The 21,680-nt window shown below is 66.8% G+C and carries 19 protein-coding genes; 9 read left to right on the top strand and 10 right to left on the bottom strand.

Going from position 1 to position 21,680, the window contains the following annotated elements; translation table 11 throughout:
• Position 1: 1 nt before the first annotated feature.
• From cyoC to cyoA, 3 genes are read right to left on the bottom strand one after another with little or no spacing between them, the layout of a single operon-like run.
• On the bottom strand, positions 2-637 hold the full coding sequence (cyoC, locus tag WKB25_RS02750) for a cytochrome o ubiquinol oxidase subunit III (protein WP_080149637.1): 636 nt from the start codon (positions 635-637) through the stop codon (positions 2-4).
• Positions 634-2,610, bottom strand: coding sequence for a cytochrome o ubiquinol oxidase subunit I (gene cyoB / locus WKB25_RS02745; RefSeq protein WP_340568643.1), 1,977 nt, complete (start codon positions 2,608-2,610; stop codon positions 634-636). Before cyoB ends, cyoC begins: the two co-directional genes overlap by 4 nt.
• Positions 2,611-2,615: 5 nt before the next feature.
• Complete coding sequence (gene cyoA / locus WKB25_RS02740) at positions 2,616-3,521, bottom strand: ubiquinol oxidase subunit II (RefSeq protein ID WP_340568641.1); 906 nt, start codon at positions 3,519-3,521, stop codon at positions 2,616-2,618.
• A 183-nt stretch (positions 3,522-3,704) separates the two neighbouring features.
• On the opposite strand from cyoA, the gene WKB25_RS02735 reads away from it, so the two are divergent.
• The 4 genes from WKB25_RS02735 (at position 3,705) to WKB25_RS02720 (ending at position 7,593) form a co-directional block, all read left to right on the top strand.
• Positions 3,705-5,120 carry a PLP-dependent aminotransferase family protein gene (locus WKB25_RS02735; protein ID WP_340568640.1) on the top strand — a complete coding sequence of 472 codons (1,416 nt, stop codon included), beginning with the start codon at positions 3,705-3,707 and terminating at the stop codon, positions 5,118-5,120.
• A 71-nt stretch (positions 5,121-5,191) separates the two neighbouring features.
• Positions 5,192-5,452: a hypothetical protein gene (locus WKB25_RS02730; RefSeq protein WP_099819766.1), complete on the top strand. Its 261-nt coding sequence runs from the start codon at positions 5,192-5,194 to the stop codon at positions 5,450-5,452.
• Complete coding sequence (locus WKB25_RS02725) at positions 5,452-6,054, top strand: DUF6436 domain-containing protein (RefSeq protein WP_340568638.1); 603 nt, start codon at positions 5,452-5,454, stop codon at positions 6,052-6,054. Before WKB25_RS02730 ends, WKB25_RS02725 begins: the two co-directional genes overlap by 1 nt.
• Before the next feature lie 9 nt (positions 6,055-6,063).
• Positions 6,064-7,593 carry a PLP-dependent aminotransferase family protein gene (locus WKB25_RS02720; RefSeq protein WP_340568635.1) on the top strand — a complete coding sequence of 510 codons (1,530 nt, stop codon included), beginning with the start codon at positions 6,064-6,066 and terminating at the stop codon, positions 7,591-7,593.
• Positions 7,594-7,765: 172 nt separating this feature from the next.
• Here the strand turns inward: WKB25_RS02720 and WKB25_RS02715 are convergent, their stop codons facing one another.
• The 3 genes from WKB25_RS02715 to WKB25_RS02705 form a co-directional block, all read right to left on the bottom strand.
• Positions 7,766-9,067: an aminotransferase class V-fold PLP-dependent enzyme gene (locus tag WKB25_RS02715; protein WP_340568633.1), complete on the bottom strand. Its 1,302-nt coding sequence runs from the start codon at positions 9,065-9,067 to the stop codon at positions 7,766-7,768.
• Positions 9,067-11,472 (bottom strand): TonB-dependent receptor, encoded by a 2,406-nt coding sequence (locus WKB25_RS02710; protein ID WP_340568632.1) that lies wholly within the window; start codon positions 11,470-11,472, stop codon positions 9,067-9,069. The genes WKB25_RS02715 and WKB25_RS02710 overlap by 1 nt, the downstream gene beginning before the upstream one ends.
• Positions 11,473-11,614: 142 nt before the next feature.
• A complete protein-coding gene (locus tag WKB25_RS02705; protein ID WP_340568630.1) occupies positions 11,615-12,004 on the bottom strand; it encodes a hypothetical protein in 390 nt (129 codons plus the stop codon).
• A 187-nt stretch (positions 12,005-12,191) separates the two neighbouring features.
• Between WKB25_RS02705 and WKB25_RS02700 the strand changes: the two genes are divergently transcribed.
• The 3 genes from WKB25_RS02700 to WKB25_RS02690 all read left to right on the top strand — a co-directional run bounded on the left by WKB25_RS02700 (position 12,192) and on the right by WKB25_RS02690 (position 14,906).
• Positions 12,192-13,019, top strand: coding sequence for an AraC family transcriptional regulator (locus tag WKB25_RS02700; protein WP_340568627.1), 828 nt, complete (start codon positions 12,192-12,194; stop codon positions 13,017-13,019).
• A 16-nt stretch (positions 13,020-13,035) separates the two neighbouring features.
• Entirely contained in the window at positions 13,036-14,115 is a 1,080-nt protein-coding gene (locus WKB25_RS02695) for an alpha/beta hydrolase (protein ID WP_340568625.1), read from the top strand.
• Between the two features lie 119 nt (positions 14,116-14,234).
• The gene (locus WKB25_RS02690; protein WP_340568623.1) at positions 14,235-14,906 is read left to right on the top strand and encodes a VOC family protein; all 672 of its coding nucleotides are present in this window, start codon (positions 14,235-14,237) and stop codon (positions 14,904-14,906) included.
• A 1-nt stretch (position 14,907) separates the two neighbouring features.
• Here the strand turns inward: WKB25_RS02690 and WKB25_RS02685 are convergent, their stop codons facing one another.
• The 3 genes from WKB25_RS02685 to WKB25_RS02675 form a co-directional block, all read right to left on the bottom strand.
• The gene (locus WKB25_RS02685) at positions 14,908-16,323 is read right to left on the bottom strand and encodes a TPM domain-containing protein (protein WP_340568620.1); all 1,416 of its coding nucleotides are present in this window, start codon (positions 16,321-16,323) and stop codon (positions 14,908-14,910) included.
• On the bottom strand, positions 16,320-18,158 hold the full coding sequence (locus WKB25_RS02680; protein WP_340568618.1) for a M3 family metallopeptidase: 1,839 nt from the start codon (positions 18,156-18,158) through the stop codon (positions 16,320-16,322). Before WKB25_RS02680 ends, WKB25_RS02685 begins: the two co-directional genes overlap by 4 nt.
• Before the next feature lie 72 nt (positions 18,159-18,230).
• On the bottom strand, positions 18,231-18,743 hold the full coding sequence (locus WKB25_RS02675) for a hypothetical protein (RefSeq protein ID WP_205405265.1): 513 nt from the start codon (positions 18,741-18,743) through the stop codon (positions 18,231-18,233).
• Between the two features lie 81 nt (positions 18,744-18,824).
• On the opposite strand from WKB25_RS02675, the gene WKB25_RS02670 reads away from it, so the two are divergent.
• On the top strand, positions 18,825-19,451 hold the full coding sequence (locus WKB25_RS02670) for a YiiX/YebB-like N1pC/P60 family cysteine hydrolase (protein WP_340568616.1): 627 nt from the start codon (positions 18,825-18,827) through the stop codon (positions 19,449-19,451).
• 54 nt (positions 19,452-19,505) lie between these two features.
• Here WKB25_RS02670 and WKB25_RS02665 read toward each other — a convergent pair whose 3' ends face one another.
• Positions 19,506-19,667, bottom strand: coding sequence for a hypothetical protein (locus WKB25_RS02665; protein WP_164745118.1), 162 nt, complete (start codon positions 19,665-19,667; stop codon positions 19,506-19,508).
• 309 nt (positions 19,668-19,976) lie between these two features.
• On the opposite strand from WKB25_RS02665, the gene WKB25_RS02660 reads away from it, so the two are divergent.
• On the top strand, positions 19,977-21,641 hold the full coding sequence (locus WKB25_RS02660; protein ID WP_340568615.1) for an AMP-binding protein: 1,665 nt from the start codon (positions 19,977-19,979) through the stop codon (positions 21,639-21,641).
• Positions 21,642-21,680 lie beyond the last annotated feature (39 nt).

Here is a 21,680-nt window from a genome sequence, read left to right as displayed (position 1 = left end):
GTCAGAAGGCTCCGATCAGGTAGACGAAGGTGAAGACGCAGATCCACACCAGGTCCAGGAAGTGCCAGAACAGGCTCAGGCAGGACACGCGGGTGATGTTGGTCGGGGTCAGGCCACGGCGGTACACCTGGTGCATCACCACCGCCATCCAGATCAGGCCGCTGGCCACGTGCAGGCCGTGGGTGGCAACCAGGGCGAAGAACGCCGACAGGTAGGCACTGGTGCTGGGGCCGGCGCCTTCGTGGATCAGGTGCGAGAACTCGTATAGCTCCATGCCGATGAACGAGGCACCGAGCACGAAGGTCACGCCCAGCCAGCGCAGCACCGCCGCCTTGTCCAGGCGGTGCATGGCCAGCACAGCCTGGCCGTAGGTGATGCTGGACACCAGCAGGATGAAGGTCTCGGCCATCACGAACGGCAGCGAGAACAGTTCCTTGCCGGTGGGGCCGCCGGCGTAGGCGGTGCTGAGCACCGCGTACGAGGCGAACAGCGAGCCGAACAGCACCAGGTCGGACATGAGGTAGACCCACATGCCGAACACTTTCATGCCGCCCTGTTCGTGGGCGTGGTCGTGCTCATGGTGGTCGTCGTGGACCAGCGCGTCGCTGTCCAGCTGCGGACGGGTCAACAGGTTCATGCGCGCACCTCCTGCAGCTTGGCATGGTTGGCCGCTTCGGTACGCGCCACCTCTTCGGAGCTGACGTAGTAATCCACGTCCTCGTCGTAGGAGCGCGCGATCAGGGTGACGATCATCGCGATGAGGCTGGCACCGGCCATCCACCAGATGTGCCAGACCAGGGCGAAGCACAGCACCAGGATCCAGACATTGAGGATCAACGGCACGCCGGTGTTCTTCGGCATGTGGATCGGCGCGTACTTCTTCGGCGGCGGTGGCAGGCCGCGCTTCTTCGCTTCGTGGAAGGCATCCAGCTCATCGGCCTTGGGCACCACGGCAAAGTTGTAGAACGGCGGCGGCGACGGCGTGGCCCATTCCAGCGTACGTGCATTCCACGGGTCGCCGGTGAGGTCGAGGTTGCGCTTGCGGTCGCGCACGCTGACGTAGATCTGCACCAGCATCAGGATGATGCCCGCGAACACGAACAGCGCACCGATGAACGCGGCGATCAGGTACGGCGTCCACGCCGGGTTGTCGTACTGGTTCATGCGTCGGGTCATGCCCATGAAGCCCAGCATGTACAGCGGCATGAAGGCCAGGTAGAAGCCGATCACCCAGCAGGCGAAGGACCACTTGCCCAGGCGCTCGTTGAGGGTGAAGCCGAACACCTTCGGGAACCAGTAGACGAAACCGGCCAGGTAGCCGAACAGCGCGCCGCCGATGATGGTGTTGTGGAAGTGGGCCACCAGGAACAGGCTGTTGTGCAGCAGGAAGTCCGCGCCCGGGATGGCCAGCAGCACGCCGGTCATGCCACCGATGGTGAAGGTCACCAGGAAGGCGATGGTCCACAGCATCGGCACGCTGAACTCCACGTGGCCGCCGTACATGGTGAACAGCCAGGTGAAGATCTTCACGCCGGTGGGGATGGCGATGATCATCGTCATGATGCCGAAGAAGGCATTGACGCTGGCACCGGAACCCATGGTGAAGAAGTGGTGCAGCCACACGATGAAGGACAGGATGCCGATCGCCAGGGTGGCGCCGACCATCGACTTGTAGCCGAACAGCTTCTTGCGCGAGAACGTGGCGGTCACTTCAGAGAAGATGCCGAACGCCGGCAGCACCAGGATGTACACCTCCGGGTGGCCCCAGGCCCACACCAGGTTCACGTACATCATCGGGTTGCCACCCAATGTGTTGGTGTAGAAGTTGAAGTCCAGGTAGCGGTCCAGGGTGAGCGCACCCAGGGCCACGGTCAGGATCGGGAAGGCGGCGATGATGATCACGCTGGTGACCAGCACGGTCCAGGTGAACACCGGCATCTTCATCAACGTCATGCCCGGCGCACGCATGCGCAGGATGGTGATGAACAGGTTGACGCCGGTCAGCAACGTACCGATGCCGGACGCCTGCAACGCCCAGATGTAGTAATCGACACCTACCCCTGGACTGAACTCGATGCCCGACAGCGGCGGATAGGCGACCCAGCCGGTCATGGCGAATTCGCCGACACCCAGCGAGATCATCATCAGCGCAGCGCCGACCACGAAGATCCAGAAGCTGAAGGCATTGAGGAACGGGAACGCCATGTCGCGCGCGCCGATCTGCAGCGGCACGATGATGTTCATCAGGCCGACCACGAACGGGGTGGCCACGAAGAAGATCATGATCACGCCGTGCGCGGTGAAGATCTGGTCGTAGTGTTCCGGTGGCAGGAAGCCATCACTGCCCGGCCCGGCCGCCGCCAGCTGTGCGCGCATCATCAGCGCATCGGCGAAGCCACGCACCAGCATGACCAGCGCGACGACCACGTACATGATGCCGATCTTCTTGTGGTCCACGGTGGTGAACCAGTCGCGCCAGAGCACGCCCCACAGCTTGAAATACGTCACCGCGCCGAGCAGCGCGAGGCCGCCCAGCACCATGGCCGCCAGCGTGACCACCACGATCGGCTCGTGCAGCGGCACGGCCTCCCACGTCAATTTACCCAACATGTTCGTTACTCCTGGGAAACCTGGGCACCGGCGGCCGTACCGGCCGGGGCCGCAGCAGCGGTGTTCTCACCGACGCCGATGAACTGGTCGATGACTTTCTTGAACAGCAGCGGTTCAACGCTGGAGAAGTGCTGCACCGGCGCATTCTTCGACGGTGCGGCCAGCGTTTTGAACTGTTCGAAGCTGAGCGCCTCCGGCGCACTGCGAACTTCGGCCACCCAGCGATCGAAGTCTTCGTTGCTGCTGGCGGTGGCCATGAACTTCATGTTCGAGAAACCATGGCCGCTGTAGTTGCCGGACATGCCACGGAACTGGCCGGGCTCGTTGGCGATCAGGTGCAGCTGCGTGCGCATGCCGGCCATCGCGTAGATCTGCCCACCCAGCTGCGGGATGAAGAAGGTGTTCATCGTCGAGTTGGAGGTGATGTTGAACGCCAGCGCGCGGTTGGCCGGGAAGTTGAGCTGGTTGACCGTGGCGATGCCGAGGTCCGGGTAGACGAACACCCACTTCCAGTCGGTGGCGATCACGTCCACGTGCAGCGGTTCGCCGGCCACGTCCAGCGGCTTGTACGGGTCGAGTTCGTGGGTCGACTTCCACACGATCACCGCCAGCACCGCGATGATGATCAACGGCACGCCCCAGACCACCACTTCCACCTTGGTGGAGTGCGACCAGTCCGGCGTGTACTTCGCCTTGGTATTACCGGCGCGGAAGCGCCAGGCGAACACGAAGGTCAGCACGATGGCCGGCACGACGACGATCAGCATCAGGCCGATGCAGATCAGGATCAGGTCGCGCTGTGCGATCCCGACCATGCCCTTCGAATCCAGCAGCACCCAATCGCAGCCCGTCAGGGCAATGCAGGCCAGAGCGACCAGCGCCAGGCGGATGTGGTTCCAGCAGATATTCATTGGAGGTCAACCCTGTTGAAGATGCGCGCTTGACTGGCTCGCCTGCGCGCAGCGCCCGGGCGTGGAGCGGCTACACTGTGGGTACGAGGTCGCCTACAAACAGGTGAACCACTCCAATCAAGCCCATACAAGATACAGCATTGTATGGACTTGTGCATCTGCACGTATGGAAAAATCCGACCGATGACGCCTCCTGCTGCCGGCCGCCGCCTGAAACACCCCAACCGGACCTGGGTTCGCCCCTTCCGTGAGGGCGCCGGACCGCTGTACCTGCAGATCGCCCAGCAGGTGCGCGAGGCGGTGGACGATGGCGTGCTGCGCCCGGGCGACCGCCTGCCACCGCAGCGCGATCTGGCCCAGCAGGTGGGTGTGGACCTGACCACGGTCACCCGCGCCTTCGCCGAACTGCGCCAGGCCGGGCTGCTGGATGCACAGGGGGCCGGCGGCACCTTCATCGCGATGTCCGCCGGCAACCGCAGCACCTCGGTCGATCTGAGCATGAACATCCCGCCGCTGCTGGGCAGCGCGCCGTTCGCGCAGGGCATGGAGGCCGGTTTCCAGCACCTGGGCCAGCAGCTGGGCCAGGGCGAGCTGATGAGCTACCACGTCGGCGCCGGCAGCCGCGACGACCGCGCGGCGGCCGTGCAATGGCTGGCGCCGATCCTCGGCTCGGTCGCCGCCGAGCGGGTGGTGATCTGCCCCGGCGCGCAGACCGCGCTGTGCGCGCTGATCCTGGCCCGTACCCAGCCGGGCGAACTGATCGCCGCCGAACAGCTGACCTACCCGGGCCTGCTGGCCGCCGCGCGTGTGCTGCAGCGGGGCGTGGTGCCGGTGGCGATGGACGCCGAGGGCATGCTGCCCGATGCCCTGGAAGAGGCCTGCCAACTGCGTCGGCCACGCCTGCTGTATCTGGTACCGACCATTCAGAACCCGACCACGGCGACGATGTCGGCGCAGCGCAGGCAGGCCCTGCTGGCGGTGGCGCGGCGGCACGAACTGACCGTGGTCGAGGACGATCCCTACTGGCTGCTGGCCGGCGATGCCGCCCCACCACTCGCCGCGCTGGCCGACGGTGGCTGCCCGGTCTATTACATCTCCACCCTGTCCAAGTGCCTGGCTCCGGGCCTGCGCACGGCCTACCTGGTGGTGCCGACCGGCCAGCCGATGGAGCCGGTGCTGGACGCCCTGCGCGCGATCGCGCTGATGCCCACCCAGTCGATGGTGGCCGTGGCCTCGCACTGGATCCGCACCGGTCAGGCGCAGGCGATGGTGCAGCGCTTCCAGCAGGAACTGCGCGAGCGCCAGGCCATCGCTGCCCGCTACCTGCCGGCCCGCCGCCAGGCCCACCCTGCAGGCCTGCATGTGTGGCTGCCGTTGCCGCCGCGGCTGGACCAATACCGCTTGATCCAGGCCGCGCAGGAACAGGGCCTGGGCATCGCCAGCTCCGACGCCTTCAGCGTGGAGGAACCGCCACCGGGCAACGCCATCCGCCTGTCGCTGGGCGGGGCCGTTGACCAGGAGGCCTTGGCCGGGGCGCTGGCCAAGCTGAACGAGATCCTGTCCGAGGCGCCTGACGCGCGGCATTCGGCGATTGTCTGAGCCCCCCGTGAGCCATAACCATACAAGATGATATCTTGTATGTAATGTATGGACCGAGGGACGTGCCGCCGATGGCTGCCGACAAACTGAAGTTCCACCTGGTGATGGCCGGCTGCGGCGGCTTCGTCGTGCTGATGCTGGCCGCCCTTGCCTGGGTCTGCCTGCAACCGCAGACCGTGGATGTGCAGGCCGCCGAGCGCCACGCCATCGAACAGTGCCTGCAACGCAGCGAGGACGCGGCGCGCAGCGAGATCCAGCGCCGTGCCCAGGCCGATTCCTGCCGCGAGATGCGCAAGCAGTACGTGCACAAGTTCGGCGAGGACGGCTCCTGATGGGCGCAGCCGCGCCGCGTCCACGCCGTTCGATGCTGCCGGTGATGATCGCCCTCGCCTGCCTGTTCATGGCCGGCGTGGCGGCGGCCCTGTGGCAGTACTTCGGCTATGGCGAGCAGTCCACGTTCGCCGAACAGGCCATCGTCTTCGACGACTCGCAGCTGCGGTTGCCGGCGGAACTGGCCGGCGACAGCGGCCGCATCCGCGTGGTGCATTTCTGGGACCCGGCCTGCGGCGCGTGCAACCGCGAAACCGGTGCGCACCTCAGCTACCTGATCAGCATGTACCGCCGCGCCGGCATCGACTTCTATGCGATCCGTCGCCCCGGCACCGCAGGCGAGCTGCCCGAGCCGCTGCGCAACAAGGTCATCACCCTGCCGACCATCGACGGCATCGAGAACATTCCGGCCAGCCCGGCAGTGGCGATCTGGGACCGCCATGGCCACCTGGCCTATGCCGGCCCGTACAGCATCGGCATGGTCTGCAATTCGGCCAACAGCTTTGTCGAACCGTTGCTGGACAAACTGGTGCGCGGGGAAACCGTGCGCCCGAAAGGACTGCTTGCCGTGGGCTGCTACTGCCCCTGGCAGGCCAAGCGCTGAGGGCGCGCGATGACAGCACCGACGCTGGCCGGCGCAGCCGCCACAAACAACAACGGCGGTCGCCTGTCCGAACCGACCGATGGTTATGGACAGGCTCCCGCCGTTGGAAGCAACGATACGCCCCGACATCCTCCGTACATGCCGCGACCCGATGTCGCAGGGCCTGGTGCCGCAGGACTGGGCTGGGTGCAGGACGTGCACGTGCACAGCGGCCCGATCTACCTGCGCATCGTCAACACGCTGGAACGCACCATCAATCGCGGCGGCCTTGCGCCCGGGCAACGGCTGCCTTCGCAGCGCGCACTGGCACAGCAGCTGGGTGTGGATCTGACCACGGTGACCCGTGCGTTCGATGAAGCACGCAAGCGTGGACTGATCGAAGCACGTGGGCCACAGGGCAGCTTCATCGCACCGCCCAAGGCCGGTTTCGATCAGGCCGTTGATCTCAGCATGAACGTGCCGCCGGTACCTGACGCCGATGCACTGGCGGACATGCTGCGTCGTGGCGCAGCGGCGGTGCTCGCGCGCAGCAATGCGCCGAACCTGATGACCTATCACCTCGGCGGTGGCAATCCGACTGATCGCCACGCGGCGGCACGCTGGCTGCAGCCGATGCTGGGCACGGTGGACGATGCACGCCTGCTGCTGACCGAAGGCGCGCAGGTGGCGCTGGCGGCGATCCTGGTCAGCCAGGGACGCGAGCGCGATGCAATCCTCTGCGACCGCTTGGTGTACCCGGGCCTGCTGCAGGCGGCCGCTGCACTGGGACGGCGACTGGTCACGGTGGAGGGCGACGAACAGGGCATGTGCCCGGAGGCGCTGGCCCGCCGGGCGCGGGAATGTGGCGCGCGCCTGGTCTACCTCAACCCCACCTGCCAGAACCCGACGGCGCTGACCGTGCCCACCTCGCGGCGCGAAGCGTTGGCGCGGGTGCTGGAGCGCGAAGGCCTGCTGGCGATCGAGGACGATCCGTACTGGCATCTGGCCGTCACCGCGCCCATTGCGCTGGCGACGCTGGCACCCCGGCACGTGTTCCATGTAGCCACGCTGTCGAAGGTGATCAGCCCCGGTCTGCGTACCGCGTTCGTGCAATGCCCAAGCGCCGCCCACGCCGAGGCGATGGCTGCCGCACTGCGTGCCACGCGGCTGATGGGCCATCCGCTGGTATCCGCGCTGGCCAGCCAGCTGCTGCTGGATGGTTCGGCGCAAGCGCTGCTGGTGCAGGTGCGCGAGGAAGCGCGCGAGCGTACGCGGATGGCGCGGTATCTGCTGGCGCCCTCACTGCTGGAGCGCGCCGATGGGCTGCATGCGTGGTGCCGGGTGCCTGCGCCATGGACCGACGCCACGCTGGTGCGTACGGCACAACTGCAGGGCTTGGCGATCGCACCTTCATCGGCATTCTGTCCGCCGGGCGCAGCGTTCGCGAGTGGGGTGCGCCTGTCGTTGGGATTGGCTGCGGACCGGCGGCAACTGGAGAACGCGCTTCGGCGGATCGATCGGTTGTTGTTGTCCGATGCGTTGCCGGCCATTGACCGGTAGGCGGAGAGCATCCACGCATGGCGTGGCTCTACTGGGCCTGTTTCGGTGGATGCCAACCTTGGTTGGCAATGCCCGTTCACGCCATGCGTGGATGCGGTGCCGACCAAGGTCGGCACCCACCCGGGCAACGTCGGTGCCAACCAAGGTTGGCATCTACCAAAGCGGCGGGCGTTCAGGCCAGTGCGGCCAGCGCCGCCACCAGCGCATCCATCTGCGCGGGGCGGGTGAACACCGATGGCGTCACCCGCACGCAGGCGCCGGAATCCAGGCCATCGCGATGGGTAGTGAATATCCGATGTTCATCCAGCAGCCGTTTCTGCAGCGCCTGGTTGTCTTCCACCGAGGCATGGCCACGCAGGCGGAAGCTGGCCAATGCACTGGCCAACGCCGGATCCGGCGACGACAGCACCTCGATATGCGCCATCTGCCGCGCCGGCACCGTCCACCGCTCGCGCAGGTAACGCAGCCGAGCCTGCTTGTTCGCCGCGCCGATGCGCTGGTGCAACGCGATGGCCTCGGGCAGCGCCAGATAGGCAGCGAAGTTGACCGTGCCCGTATGCACGCGGCTGCCGACGCGACCATCGTCGGTCTCGCCCATGTACGGATCCAGGTCGGCCACGCGCCCTCTGCGTACGTACATCGCGCCCACGCCCACCGGCGCGCCGATCCACTTGTGCAGGTTGATGCCAACGAAATCGGCCTTCAGCGCCGGCACCGCGTAGTCGATCTGGCCGAAGCCGTGCGCGGCATCTACGATCACATCGATGCCACGCGCACGCGCACGCTCGGCGATCTCCGCCACCGGCAGCACCAGCCCATGGCGGTGGCTGACCTGGGTCAGCAACACCAGCTTCAGGTGCGGCAGGCGCGCGAACGCCTCATCGTAGGCCTGCAGGATCTGCCGATGGGTTGGCACCGCTGGCAACGCAATGCGCTCGACCTGCACGCCACGACGCTGCTGCAGCCAACGCATGGCGTTGATCATGCTGTCGTAGTCGATATCGGCGTACAGCACCTGGTCGCCGGGCTGCAGGCGGTTGTAGCCGCCGATCAGCGCCAGCATCGCTTCGGTGGCGCCGCGGGTCAGCGCGATCTCATCGGCGCCCACGCCCAGCATGTCGGCCACCTGCCGATGCACCGCCATGTACTGCGTGGGAAACGCATGGCGCCCGTACCAGGCGTTGCCGCGATTCACTTCGGTGGTGTGCCGCTGATAGCTGGCCAGGGTCACCCGGCCCATCGCGCCCCAGTAGCCATTCTCCAAGTGGTTCACTTCATCGGTGATGTCGAAGTGGCTGGCGACGGCGGACCAGTACGACTCGTCACGGGCCAGCACATCCGGCGTCGTGGAAGATGCGGGAATGTCCATCGGCACAGCGTAGCGCGCGGCTGCCGGGGCAGCCAGCGCGGCCAGCGCCGCACTGGCCGGCAACAGCGCACTCGCACGCAGCAGGGAACGACGGCGGCTGTCCATCAGAAGGTCAGCCGGTACTGCGCGTACACGTTGGCGCCGTCGGTGTCATACGGGGCGTTGCGCGAATAGATCAGGCCACGGCTGGCCTGGAACGTGGCTTCATCCGGGTAGCGGTCGAACACGTTGTCTGCACCCACGCGCAGGCTGTGGTGTTCGTTGATGCGATAGCCCACCGCCAGGTCGAAGAAGGTCATCGCACCGAACTGCTGGTAGATATCGCCCGTTGCATTGCCGGTGGAGTCGGTCCACTTGCCGTAGTAGCGAACGCGCGCCATCAACGACCACGCGCCGACATCCCAGCTGCCGGTGAAGCTGCCCTTGTGCTCGGGCAGGCGGTCTTCGAACAGCACGCGCTGGGTCTCGTTGGTCGCCACCGAGGTGCTGCCGTTGTCGACGCGGGTCTGGTTGTAGTTCCAGGCCAGGGTCAGCGTCATGCGCCCGGCGCCGAGATCGCGCAGGTAGTTGCCGACCACGTCCACGCCGGTGGTGGTGGTGTCGAAATCGTTGGTGAAGTAGTTCACCGAGGTATAGCCCAGCGGGTTGGGCGTGCCGGCCGGAATGGCGAAGCTGGCCGACTGGCTGAAGCGGTCGCTGAGCGTGATCCGGTAGACGTCGACCGACCCCGACAGCCCCATGTCGGTGCGCCAGGTCAGGCCAAGCGAGGCGGTGCGCGATTCCTCCGGAGTCAGCGGCTTGGCGCCCAGCAGCTGCGCCAACGGATCGGTCGGCGACAGGCGGCCGCTGGTGAAGATCTGCAGCGTACGCGTGTCCAGGCCCTGGGTGGTGCTGGTGGTGTTGAGCTGGGCCGGCGTCGGCGCGCGGAAGCCGGTGGACAGGGTGCCGCGCAGGGCCACGTCCGGGGTGATCGCAAAACGTGCCGACAGCTTGCCATCCACCGTGCTGCCGAAGCTGGAGAAGTCTTCATAGCGACCCGCTGCGCCGATGCTCCAACGCTCCCCCAGCGGCACTTCCATGTCCACGTAAGCGGCCTTGCTGCGCTGGCTCCACTGCCCGGCCTGGCTGGCCGAGAAGCCGGGCGCGCCGTTGGAGTTGGCTTCCAGCCCCGCCGCCGCACCACGGCCCACCGCATACGAGGCGGGGTCGCCGGCGCGTACCTGGTAGGTCTCCTGGCGGAACTCGGCACCGAAGGCGACGTTGATCGGCTTGGACAGCGCAGCCACATCCCATTCGTAGTTGAAGTCCGCATTGGCGTTCTTCTCGGTCTGGGTCAGGCGGCCGAGGTCGAAGGAGGTCGGGCTGTCCGGGCCAAGCGAGGCGTTGATCGAGTTGTCCAGGCTGTAGTCGATGGCATTGCGGCCATATGAGGCGCTCAGGTCCCAGCGCAGCTTGGGGGTGATCTCACCGCGCAGGCCAGTGACCAGCTGCAGGTCGTTCTGCGTGTTGCCGTACTGCGGGCTGAAGCCCACCGGGTAGATCGAACGCAGGTTCCAGCCGGGGAAGATGTTGGTGGTGCGATAGGCGCCGGTGGTGGTATCCGGGTTGCGCCAGTTGAAATCGCTGACGCCATCGCTGTGGCTGTACAGGCCGAAGGCATACAGCTCCAGGGTGTCGCTGGCATTGGCCTTCAGGTTGAAGCCCACGCGGCGGCTTTCCAGCTCCGGCTGGCCCCATCGCTGCACCGGGTTGGGCACCTCCAGCTCGGGGTGCGCGGCCTGGAAGGCGATGGCGTCGGGACGCTGGCGGGTACGCGAGGTAGCATCGGAATTCGACGATTCGGCGAACAGGGCCAGGCTGCCGTAGTCGCCCAACGCCCAGCCGGTGCGCGCACTGAAGTCGCGCGAGCCGCCATCGCCCTGCGCGTACTGCGAATAGCCGGCGGTGATCTCGGTGCCGGGGCTGTCTTCCAGGATGATGTTGATGACGCCGGCAATGGCATCCGAGCCGTACTGCGCCGACGCACCATCGCGCAGCACTTCGATGCGCTTGATGGCACTGGTCGGAATCTGCGCCAGGTCGGCGGCCTGTGCGCCGCGGTTGCCAAGCAGGGCACTGCGATGGAAGCGGCGGCCATTGACCAGCACCAGCGTCTGGTCCGGCGACAGGCCACGCAGCGTGGCCGGGCGCACGAACACCTGGCCATCGGCCATCGGCAGGCGCTGCACCACGAACGACGGCACCAGCTGCGCCAGCACGTCCTTCAGGTCGGTGGAGTCGACCGACTGGATGTCCTGCTTGGTGAACACGTCCACCGGCGCCAGGGTTTCAAACTGGGTGCGGTTGGAGGCACGGGTACCGGTGACCAGCATCGCGTCAAGCTGGGTGGGTGCGGTGCGGCTACCACTGCTGCTGGTGTCTGCCATTCCGGCATCTGCTGCGATCGCGCCTCCTGCGCTGACCAGACCAAGGGCGAGGAGGATGGAACGCGACAGCTTCGAACGATGCACGGCAGAACTCCGGGAAGGCACGACAGGACCAGGTGGGACCTGGACAAGGCGCGCAGTCTCGGGGCGGGATGTGAAGCAGCGATGACGTGGAGACGACAGTTGCAGCGGTTACGGTGCGGGTGCCACCCATACCGGGCTTGCGCTACCCGGCAGCGTCGTCGTCGTCGAAGCCGAAGGTGGCCGGCCGCGCCGTTCGCAATGGGATGAACAGTGCGAACGCGAAGACGACCAGGAAGGGTGCGGAGAGAAACGCCGCATCCTTGCTGCCAAAGGCGATGAAGTTGGCCTGCAGATCGCCGATCCACTCCAGCCGCGTCAGCACCAGCACCAGGCCTCCGACCGTGGGGCCCGGCAAGCCGCCGTGACCGGCCATCAGCAGCGTCGGTGACAACAAACCGGCCAAGAACGCGAAGCCGAGGCGGTACAGCCATGGATTGCCGCGCCAACGCGGCGCCCAGCGCCACATCAGCACCAGCAACGCCAAGGTCAGCAGCGCCGGTACGACGAGAACCGCGATCACCAGTCCGATCATCCGACCGACTCCACTGCTGCGGTACTGCGCGCCTGCTCTGGCATGTCCCTGGCCTCCATCGCGTCCATGAAGGCCCCATTGTTGCCGGTACAACGGCAAACGCAAAGCCCCGCCACCGCAAGAACTGCTAAGCGCCCCACCCTGTCGATCCGTTACGCTGCCCGGCATTCGAACAAGGAACAGCGCGATGAGCGCGGCAGGCAAAGCGTTGTGGTACATCGAAAGCCATGCGGACAAACCGCTGGCGCTGGCCGACATCGCGGCCGCCGCCGGACTGTCGCCGTTCCACCTGTCGCGCCTGTTCCAGGCCCGCACCGGTACGTCGGTGGTGCGCTACCTGCGTGGACGCCGTCTGACCACCGCTGCACAGCAGCTGGCCAACGGCGCCGGCGACATCCTTCAGGTTGCGTTGGCAGCAGGCTACAGCACGCATGCTGCGTTCACCCGTGCCTTCTGCGAGCAGTTCGGGCAGACCCCGGAGCGTGTACGCGAGCGCGGTCTGGCGGAGCTGTCGCTGGTGCACGCGATCCGTCTCGACGATGCACCACAGGCCTGCAGCGAGGCGCCCAGGCTGATCGACTGCACACCGTTCCAGGTGGCCGGCATCGGCATGCGCCACACCCGCGACAGCGGTGGTGCGATTCCCGGGCAGTGGGCACAGCTCAATCGCGAATGGCCAACGCCGGCACCGGTCAGTTTCGGTGTGTGCTGCAACAGCGATGACGATGGGGGTTTCGATTACATTGCCGCGCTGCCGGTGAATGCCCTGCCGTCGGTCCCGGCACACTGGCAGCGGGTGGAGGTGCCTGCGCGTCGTTACCTGGTGGCCTGGCATGGCGGCCATATCTCCACCATCCGCTCGACCTGGTTCTGGCTGCTGGACCAGTACCTGCCCGCCAACCACCTCAGCCTGGCCAACGCGCCGGACCTTGAGCGCTACGACACCCGCTTCGATGAGCACAGCGGCCACGGTGGCGTGGAGATCTGGCTGCCGGTCGATCAACATCCTGCCTGACCCGGAGAGACTGATGATGCGTGCGACGCGATGGATGCTGACCCTGCTGCTGGCTTCGCTGGCACCGATGGCGATGGCGGCGGCTCCCATCACCGCCGGTGAACGCCACGGTGTGACAACGCTGGAAAGCGCGGCGATACGAGATGACGCACACCGCGATGTGCTGCGCTTCACCGTGTGGTACCCGGCAACGCCAGGCATCGAAGAAACGCCGCTCACCATCGGACCAGCGGATGCGCCGCTGTTCGAGGTGGGGCGCGCGGCGAAGGACGCCCCCATTGCCGGCGCGCGCCTGCCGACGCTGCTGCTGTCGCATGGCAATGGCGGTACCGCGCGCATGATGGGGTGGCTGGGCACCGCGCTGGCACGCGCCGGCTACCTGGTGATCGCCGTGGACCACCCCGGCAACAACGGCGCCGACGAGATGACGCTGGCCGGCAGCGTACTGACCTGGCTGCGCGCCGACGACCTGAAGGCCGCGCTGGCGGCGGTAAAAGCCGACCCGCAACTGGGGCCACACATTGATGCGTCCCGACTGGGCGTGATCGGCTATTCCGCCGGTGGCTTCACCGCACTGCTCAGCGCCGGCGCGCGGCCAGACATGACGCGGCTGCTGGCGTTCTGCAAAGCGCACGCGGACGACGGCGTGTGCAGACCGCAGCAGGAAGCGGCCGCACATACGATGGAGGCGCGTCTTGCTGCAGCGGCATCGCCGCAACTGCAGCCCTACGTGCAACGCGCGCAGGATGATCGTTCGATTCCCGGTGTCCGCGCCGTGTTCGTACTGGCGCCGGCCATCGTGCAGGCATTCGCACCGGAGCAGCTGAAGGCATTGCAGCAGCCGGTGGCGATCGTGCTGGGTTCAGCGGATGAGGTGGCGCCACCAGCAACCAACGGCGATGTGGCGGCGGCACTGATTCCGAAAGCAACGCTGCACGCGCTGCCGAATGTCGGTCACTATGATTTTCTGTCCGGGTGCACGCCGCTGGCGAAGGAGCGGCTGCAGGCGCTGTGTGCAACTGCGGTGCCAAAGGAACAGACGCATGCCGTGGTGGTGGCAGACGCGGTGCGCTTCTTCGGCGAGGCACTGCGGTAGACGCTGTCGAGCACGGTTTGACGTCGGCGGTTGGCAGCAACGATTCGTTGCGCAGGTGATGACGCGGCGCGAAGGTGCGCGGGACTACACTGCAGCCAGCGTTACACGGAGGATCGACCATGCGCCTGCTGCACCTCACCCTGCCGGTATCCGACGTCACCCGCGTTGCCGCTTACTTCCGCGACGTGCTGCAACTGGAGGTGGACGGCGACCGGGTCCGCATCGGCTGGAGCACGATCCAGCTGCAACCTGCCGGCCACCACCCCGTTGGCGGCGTGCACCTGGCCTTCAATGTGCCGGACAACCGCTTCGACGCAGCCATGACCTGGCTGCGTGCACGCACGCCGCTGCAACGCAACCCGGAAGGCCTCGACTACTTCGCACTGGAAAGCAGTTGGCAATCGCAGTCGGTGTATTTCACCGGACCCGATGGACTGATCCTGGAACTGATCGGCCGCAGGCGCTTGCCGGCCAGCGAACGCAGCGGTGCCTTCCATGGCAGCGAACTGACCTGCCTGAGCGAGGTCGGCCTGCCCAGCCGTGATGTCGATTCGGTACGCGAACAGTCCAGCCAGCGCTTCGGCCTGCAACCGATCAGCCCGCCGTCGCCGCAGTTCGCACCGATGGGCGATGACGAGGGCCTGCTGATCGTGGTCGCTGCCGATCGTCGTTGGTTCCCCGAGCAGAAGGACCTGCCCAACGCGCAGGGACTGCAGCTGCAGGTGGACGATGTGAGCGGCAGCGGTGAACTGCATGATGCCGCGCTTGGCTGGCGGGTACAGGCGGCCTGAGCTACCAGCTGCCCGAGGCGCCACCGCCGCCGCTGCGGCCACCCCCACCGGACCAGTCGCTGGAACTGCTCGAGGACGAACTGGACGAGGAGCTGCTGGACGACGAACGGTAGCCTCTGGACGAACCGCGGCCGCTGCTGGCTTTTTCGCCGGGCAGCAGGGTGAACACCCAGATGAAATACAGGAACAGCGTGCCGACGCTGGACACGATCGTCGTCAGTACGCGGGCGTTCTCATCGCCGGCACGGTCGATGGCCAGCAGTGCGCCCAGCGCATAGCCAGCGGTCAGCAGCACCAACACCACCAGGCGCATGGCGAAGCTGTTGCGGTTCTTCCGCCAGCACGCGCGACCGGCCTGCACCAGGAAGAACACCAGCATGGCAGCGATGCCGACCGCCAGGTTCAGCAGCGTGTGCAGCGCAAGGCTGGGCGGCAACTGGCCACGCACCAGCATCACCGCGAAGAGGCCGGTGCTGACGGCCAGCATGCCGTACAGCACGATGCGTACGCCGCGGCTGCGATGCCAGCACCAGCCCAGCAGCGTCGCCACCGGTACGGCGGGCACCATCACGAAGAACAGCGCCGGCAGCACGTGGCGCGGCAGCAGCAGCGTCGCAGACAGCACCCCCGCGGCGATCACCGCCGTCACCAGCAGCGGCCGGCCCCAGGCAGGTAAGGTCGGCCACGTCGGCCTGGGCATCGCCGCATTGGCTGCCAGTGTCTTGCGCCGCCGCTCACGGCGGTTGCCGGTGAAATCGGCTTCGGTCCTGGTCGCCAGCAGACGCGGTGGCGATCGCCACAGACCAGCCAGGAAGCCCGCCAGCAACGTCAGCGCAACGACCGAATCCCCCGTGCGCCAATCCGGCGGCAACACGTTGCGTGCCAATGAATCGTCCCAGGGCGGTAGTTGTTCGCCATCGATCAGCGCCACCAGCACTGCGGTGCCGTCCAGCACGCCCTGGTCCAGGTCTCCTTCGCGCAGGCGCGGCACGATCGCCTTGTCGATGATGCGCGCGGCATACGCATCAGGAATGGTGCCTTCCAGGCCATAACCAGTCTGGATGCGTACGCGCCGATCCTGCACCGCCACCAGCAGCAGCACGCCATCATCGATACCGGCGCGGCCCAGCTGCCATTGGTCGAAGACCCGCTGCGCATAGGCTTCGATGCCTTCCTCGCCAACGCTGGGCACCACCAGCACCTGCAATTGCGCGCCCTTGCGTGCCTGCAGCTGCAATGCCTGCTCACGCAGCGTGTCGCGGCTGCTGGCCGACAGCGCATCGGCGGTGTCCACCACCGGGTCGTTCAACGCAGGGATCGGGGCTGCCGCCAGCGCCAGCAGCGGCAGCATGCAGAGCAGCAGCAGTCCAAGCCATGCCCACGGCCTGGCAACGCGCGCCTGCGGCACCCGGCTCATGTGCCCTGCCCTGCCTCGATCTGCGCATACAGCGCCTGCAGCCGGGCAGCGTTCTGCGCGAACACCTGCAGATCCGCATCGACCAGTGCCGGCCAGTCCGGTGCATGACCCAGCAACTGCGCGACCTGTTCCTGCGGTGCGCGGTCAAAGCCCTCACCCAGCACGGTCAGATAGCGCTGGCGGAAGCCCTCCGGGTCCTGCTGGTCCTGCACATACAGCTGCACTGCCAGCAATCCGGCGTAGAGATAGTTGACCAGATACTGCGGGTCGTCATACATCAGGCGCTTGCCTATCCAGCTGCTGCGCAGCTGCGGGTAGCGCTGCGGCTGCTGGCCGTAGCGCGCCAGCACCTGGCCAGTGAGTGCGTCCAGATCGTCGGCGGTGCCCAGGGTACTGCTGGCCACGCCCTGGTAGATCGACTGCTCCAGCTGTGCTTCCTCGGAGGAGGTGAACAGCTGCAACACCATGTCGTCGAGCAGCGACTTCAGGTAGTACGCCTTGGCGCGCGGGTCCTGCGCCTGCTGGTACAACTGGTCACGGAAGCGCAGCTCGTTGTAGATGGCGAACGCCTCGGTCATCCACGCACTGCCATTGAGATGCAATGGCGAGGCATGCCCGCGCAGCATCCACTGCCCATGCATGGCGTGCCCTGCTTCATGGGCGATCTCCACGTCACTTTCCAGATCGCCGCTGCGCAGCCCGACGAACAGCAGCGCCGGCGTGTCCGGTGCGAACACATGGAACGCGTCCTGGCTGCGACTGCCGAGTACGGTGGCCAGATCCATGTGTTTATGCGCCGGATCCAGCAACGCGCGCAGCTCGGCAACATACTCCGGCCCCAGCGGCTGCATGGCGTCGGCTGCGGTATCGCGCAGCTGCTCCAGGGTCAGCACCGGTGGGGTGTAGCCGGCGTCCGGCACGGTGGTATCCCACAGCTGCGGCGACACCACACCGCTGCGCCCGGCATGCTGCAGCAGCATGTCCTGGTAGTCACGACGGTCTGCGGCGTGGCGCTCGATCGCCGCCAGCGTCGCGTCGACCGTCTGCGTATCCAAGCCCATGCGTCGATAGCCGCGTGCGGTGGCCGAGCCGTCGCCCTGCAGACGCGCGGCGGCATCGTTCACCTGCACCAGGCCCAGCAGTACCGACGCCATCGGCTCGCGGCGCGACTGCACGCCCTGCCAGTATCCCTTCCAGCCGGCCTCACGCAACGCGCGGTCCGGATGCTGGGCCAGGGCCTGCTTGTCGGCGCCGGTATCCCAGCTGCGGCCAGCACCCTCGATACGCGGGTATTCCGCGCTGTGCATGATCTGCCGGCGCAAGCGCGCGAACGTATCCAGTGCCGGGTCGGCCAGCGTATCCACGGCATCATCCAGCTGCGGATTGGCCGGCGCCGCGCCTTCCTGCAGCGCGCGGGCGCGCAGGAACCCATAGGACGCCAGCCAGGGGGCATCCGCCGGCGCCTCACGCAGGGCGGCTCTGCCGGTGCGCGCGATGCGGCTGCACAGCCCCATCACCTGGTCCAGCGCCTGCGCCGGGCGACGATCGCGTGCATTGCGCGCGGCCTGCAGATGCAGATACGCATGGTGACGCAGGCACTGTGCCTGCAGCGCTTCGGCCTGGCGGAAGCGCGTGGCCGGCTCGCGCGCCGTGGCGCGCTGCAATGCCTCAACGCGCACGCCCAGCGTGGCACGTGCCGTCTGTTCGGCGGCGGCGCTGGGGAAGTAAGCGCGGTCATCGGCGTGCAGCGACTGCGCGTGCGCGCCGAGGAAGGTAGTCATCGCCCACAGCGTGGCGATGACGACGGTAGTGGTGCGCATCCTGCGGGCCTGCATCGGCGTCTCCGTGCCTTGATCGGGCTTCGAGCCTAGCAGCCGCCGGTAGTCCGCGCCTGTCCCGATCTGGCCTCAGATCGACTCGTCTTCGCGCTTGACCAGTGTCCAGCACGGCTTCTGCGCGAAGGTGTAGGTCTGCTGGTCGCTGCTGTCCGGCGTGCGGATCTGCACCTGCATCTGCCCATCGGCCACGGCCGTCACCTGCATCTCCCGGCCCTGCCCGGCCAGCCCGGCTGGATCGGGCATCACCGGCCATTCGACATCGGCCAATGCCACTGGGCGTTCCACTGTGCGCGGCTCAGGCTCGGCGCCAGCGTCAACGTAGCTGTCCAGCAGCGGATCGGCCGTGGCCTTTTCCTGCAGGGTGATCTCATTGCCGAAGTGCTTCAGGAAGGTATCGAACGCCGGATGGGGGCACGCCGCGGTCGCCACTGCGGGCGCGGGTTCCACCGCCGTCGCTGTGCTGGCAGGTGCCGCTGCAGGGGCCGGGGCTTCAGCAGGCGCTGGCTGCGGCGCAGGCGTGCAGGCGGACAGCGCAAGGCCAAGGGCGGGTGCCAGCAGCGCAAGGGAACGGCGGGGCTTCATGGGATCGTCCTGATTCCGGTCTGGTCGCGCCATCCTATCCTGCCGCCTACAATCGCGCCTTTCCGCCTGTCCGAGATGCCCATGCGCCGCCTCCTGCTATTGATGGGCATGCTGCTACCTGCCCTGTGGCCAGCCTTGGCGATGGCCATCGAGGTCCGTGAAGGCGACCTGCTGTTCGTCACTGCGGGTCATGCCGGCCTGAGCGCGGCCATCGACGATGCAACGGGAAAGCAAGGCGCGCCCAGCTTCGACCATGTCGCGCTGGTGGCGTCGGTGCCGCAGGGCTGGGAGGTGCTGCATGCCGATGAGAAGGGCTCGCGCCGGCAGACGCTGGACCAGTTCCGCGAGGATGCGCGTGGCAAGCGGCGGCAGATCGTGGTCCATCGCCTGCGCGCGCCGCCAGGGAATGCCATCACCGATGCCGTGGCCACCGCACGCACGATGCTGGGCAAGCCGTACAACACCGCCTATGTGTTGAACGACGAAAGCTACTACTGCTCGGACTTCATCGAACGCGCGTTCCGTGCGCACCATGTGTTCGCGCTGCAGCCGATGAACTTCCGCAACCCGCAGACCGGTGAAATCTCCCAGCACTGGGTTGATCTGTATCGGGGCATGGGCCTGGACGTTCCGCAGGGACTGCCCGGCACCAACCCCAACGACATGGCCGCAGCGGCGGTGCTGCAGCGGATCGGCGTGCTCGAGTAAACGAAGCCCCGCACGGGGCGGGGCTTCGTCGGTGATGGATGGCGGCTGCCAAGGTCACTCTTCCTCGTCCTGCCCGCCCTGCTGCTGGTTCTGGTTGCGCTTCTGCTGTTCCTGCTGCTGTTGCTGCTGCTGGTCGCGGCCGCGCCCCTGCTGCTGATCCTGCTGGTTCTGCTGGCCCTGCTGCTTCTGGTTCGGGTTCTGGTTCTGCTGTGCCATGTCCGATCTCCAAATGCCACGCGCGGAATGCGGTGGACGGGGCCATCGTCGGCAGCGATTGGTTAACCATGCGTTGTCAGCGGGCTACACCGATGTGTACGCGCGTGAATCAGCCCGCGCCAACCCTTGTGGCACAAGCGACTGAAGGATTCATGCGGGTTTGGCATGTGGTCATGCCGCAGCCGCAAACGCACGCATTCAGCGTCCGCCCCCCCGCAGCGCGCGCAGGGACGGCCTACGCCTATGGTCCCATTTGCAGCATGCAGGGCCGCCGCCTATCGTCGGGATGACATCACCCCGGAGATGCGCATGGCCCGCGACACCGCAGCACGCCCCACCTACGAACAGGCACTGGCCGGCTTCAGCATCGAGCACGGGCAACGGCAGCTGCACGGTGACCTGCAGGCCGGCATCAATGCCTGCGTGGAGTGCTGCGACCGCCACTGCGGCCGCAATGCGCTGGCACTGCGCTGGGTGGATGCCCACGGCGCCCTGCACCAGTACACCTTCGAGGACCTGCGCGATGCTTCCGCGCGTGTTGCCCAGGTATTGGCCGCGCAGGGCATCGGCAGGGGCGATGTGGTGGCCGGCCTGCTGCCGCGTACACCGGACCTGCTGGCGACCATCCTCGGCACCTGGCGGGTCGGCGCGATCTACCAGCCGCTGTTCACCGCGTTCGGCCCCAAGGCCATCGAAACACGGTTGAACACAGGGCGCACCGCACTGGTGGTGACCGATAGCGCAAACCGCAGCAAGCTGGACGAGGTCGATGGCTGCCCGCCGGTCGCCACTATCCTGGCATCGGGACAGACACTACGTGCCGGCGACATCGACTGGAGCGCACGCAGCGCCGATGCCACGCCTGACTTCGCGCCGGTGATGCTGCACGGCGATGCGCTGATGGCACTGCTGTCCACCTCCGGCACCACCGGCAGCCCCAAGGGCGTGCCGGTGCCGCTGCGCGCATTGCTGGCCTTTGCCAGTTACATGCAACTGGCCGTGGACCTGCGCGCAGACGACGTGTTCTGGAACATCGCCGATCCCGGCTGGGCCTATGGGCTGTACTACGCGGTGATCGGCCCACTGCTGCTGGGCCAGGCCACCACCTTCAGCGAAGCCGGTTTCAGCGTGCAGGGACTGAACGACATCGTCGCGCGGTTGGGTGTCACCAATCTTGCCGGCTCGCCCACCGCCTATCGCCAGATCATCGCTGCCGGCCCCGAAGCCAGTGCGTCCATCAAGGGACAGCTGCGGGTGGTAAGCAGTGCCGGCGAACCACTGAACCCGGAGATTGCCCGCTGGTTCGCCGCCCATCTGGGCACCACGGTGCTCGACCACTATGGCCAGACCGAGACCGGCATGGTGGTCAACAACCACCACGCGCTGGAGCATGCCGTGCGGCCAGGGTCATCGGGTGTTGCGATGCCCGGCTACCGCGTGGCGGTACTGGACGATGCCGGCAACGAACTGCCACCGCGCACGCCGGGCATCCTCGCCGTGGACCTGCGGCAGTCGCCGATCATGTGGTTCACCGGCTACTACGGCGCCGACACACCGGCGCTGGGTGATCGCTACTACCTCACCGGTGATTCGGTGGAATGCGAGGACGACGGCTCGATCAGTTTCATCGGCCGCTCGGACGACCTGATCACCTCGTCGGGCTATCGCATTGGTCCATTCGATGTGGAGAGCGTGTTGATGGAACACCCTGCGGTGGCGGAGACCGCGGTGATCGGCGTGCCGGATGCGGAACGCACCGAGATCGTCAAAGCGTTCGTGATCCTGTGCGATGGTTTCAGCGGCAGCGACACGCTGGCGCAGGAACTGCAGCAGCATGTGCGGCGCCGGCTGTCCGCCCATGCCTACCCACGGCAGGTGGAATTCGTGGCGGAACTACCGAAGACACCCAGCGGCAAGCTGCAGCGCTTCCTGCTGCGCAAGGCCGAGATCGAGAAGCAGGCGGCGGCTGGCTGAGGGTTTCTGGGGTCGGATCCTCTCCAGCGGAGAGGCTCT

Origin of the sequence: Stenotrophomonas sp. G106K1, from assembly GCF_037969685.1 — a bacterium.
Lineage (GTDB): Bacteria > Pseudomonadota > Gammaproteobacteria > Xanthomonadales > Xanthomonadaceae > Stenotrophomonas > Stenotrophomonas lactitubi.
Note: the sequence above shows the minus strand (reverse complement) of the source record. Positions and strands in the feature narration are given on the sequence as shown.

Bases quoted from the DNA above. Each gene is read 5' to 3' on its own strand.
- WKB25_RS02685 (WP_340568620.1), bottom strand. From the start codon at position 16,323: ATGAGCCGGGTGCCGCAGGCGCGCGTTGCCAGGCCGTGGGCATGGCTT.
- WKB25_RS02730 (WP_099819766.1), top strand. From the start codon at position 5,192: ATGGCTGCCGACAAACTGAAGTTCCACCTGGTGATGGCCGGCTGCGGC.
- WKB25_RS02680 (WP_340568618.1), bottom strand. From the start codon at position 18,158: ATGCAGGCCCGCAGGATGCGCACCACTACCGTCGTCATCGCCACGCTG.
- WKB25_RS02720 (WP_340568635.1), top strand. From the start codon at position 6,064: ATGACAGCACCGACGCTGGCCGGCGCAGCCGCCACAAACAACAACGGC.
- WKB25_RS02690 (WP_340568623.1), top strand. From the start codon at position 14,235: ATGCGCCTGCTGCACCTCACCCTGCCGGTATCCGACGTCACCCGCGTT.
- WKB25_RS02665 (WP_164745118.1), bottom strand. From the start codon at position 19,667: ATGGCACAGCAGAACCAGAACCCGAACCAGAAGCAGCAGGGCCAGCAG.
- WKB25_RS02695 (WP_340568625.1), top strand. From the start codon at position 13,036: ATGCGTGCGACGCGATGGATGCTGACCCTGCTGCTGGCTTCGCTGGCA.
- WKB25_RS02725 (WP_340568638.1), top strand. From the start codon at position 5,452: ATGGGCGCAGCCGCGCCGCGTCCACGCCGTTCGATGCTGCCGGTGATG.
- cyoB (WP_340568643.1), bottom strand. From the start codon at position 2,610: ATGTTGGGTAAATTGACGTGGGAGGCCGTGCCGCTGCACGAGCCGATC.
- WKB25_RS02660 (WP_340568615.1), top strand. From the start codon at position 19,977: ATGGCCCGCGACACCGCAGCACGCCCCACCTACGAACAGGCACTGGCC.
- WKB25_RS02705 (WP_340568630.1), bottom strand. From the start codon at position 12,004: ATGATCGGACTGGTGATCGCGGTTCTCGTCGTACCGGCGCTGCTGACC.
- cyoC (WP_080149637.1), bottom strand. From the start codon at position 637: ATGAACCTGTTGACCCGTCCGCAGCTGGACAGCGACGCGCTGGTCCAC.
- cyoA (WP_340568641.1), bottom strand. From the start codon at position 3,521: ATGAATATCTGCTGGAACCACATCCGCCTGGCGCTGGTCGCTCTGGCC.
- WKB25_RS02735 (WP_340568640.1), top strand. From the start codon at position 3,705: ATGACGCCTCCTGCTGCCGGCCGCCGCCTGAAACACCCCAACCGGACC.
- WKB25_RS02670 (WP_340568616.1), top strand. From the start codon at position 18,825: ATGCGCCGCCTCCTGCTATTGATGGGCATGCTGCTACCTGCCCTGTGG.
- WKB25_RS02675 (WP_205405265.1), bottom strand. From the start codon at position 18,743: ATGAAGCCCCGCCGTTCCCTTGCGCTGCTGGCACCCGCCCTTGGCCTT.
- WKB25_RS02715 (WP_340568633.1), bottom strand. From the start codon at position 9,067: ATGGACAGCCGCCGTCGTTCCCTGCTGCGTGCGAGTGCGCTGTTGCCG.
- WKB25_RS02700 (WP_340568627.1), top strand. From the start codon at position 12,192: ATGAGCGCGGCAGGCAAAGCGTTGTGGTACATCGAAAGCCATGCGGAC.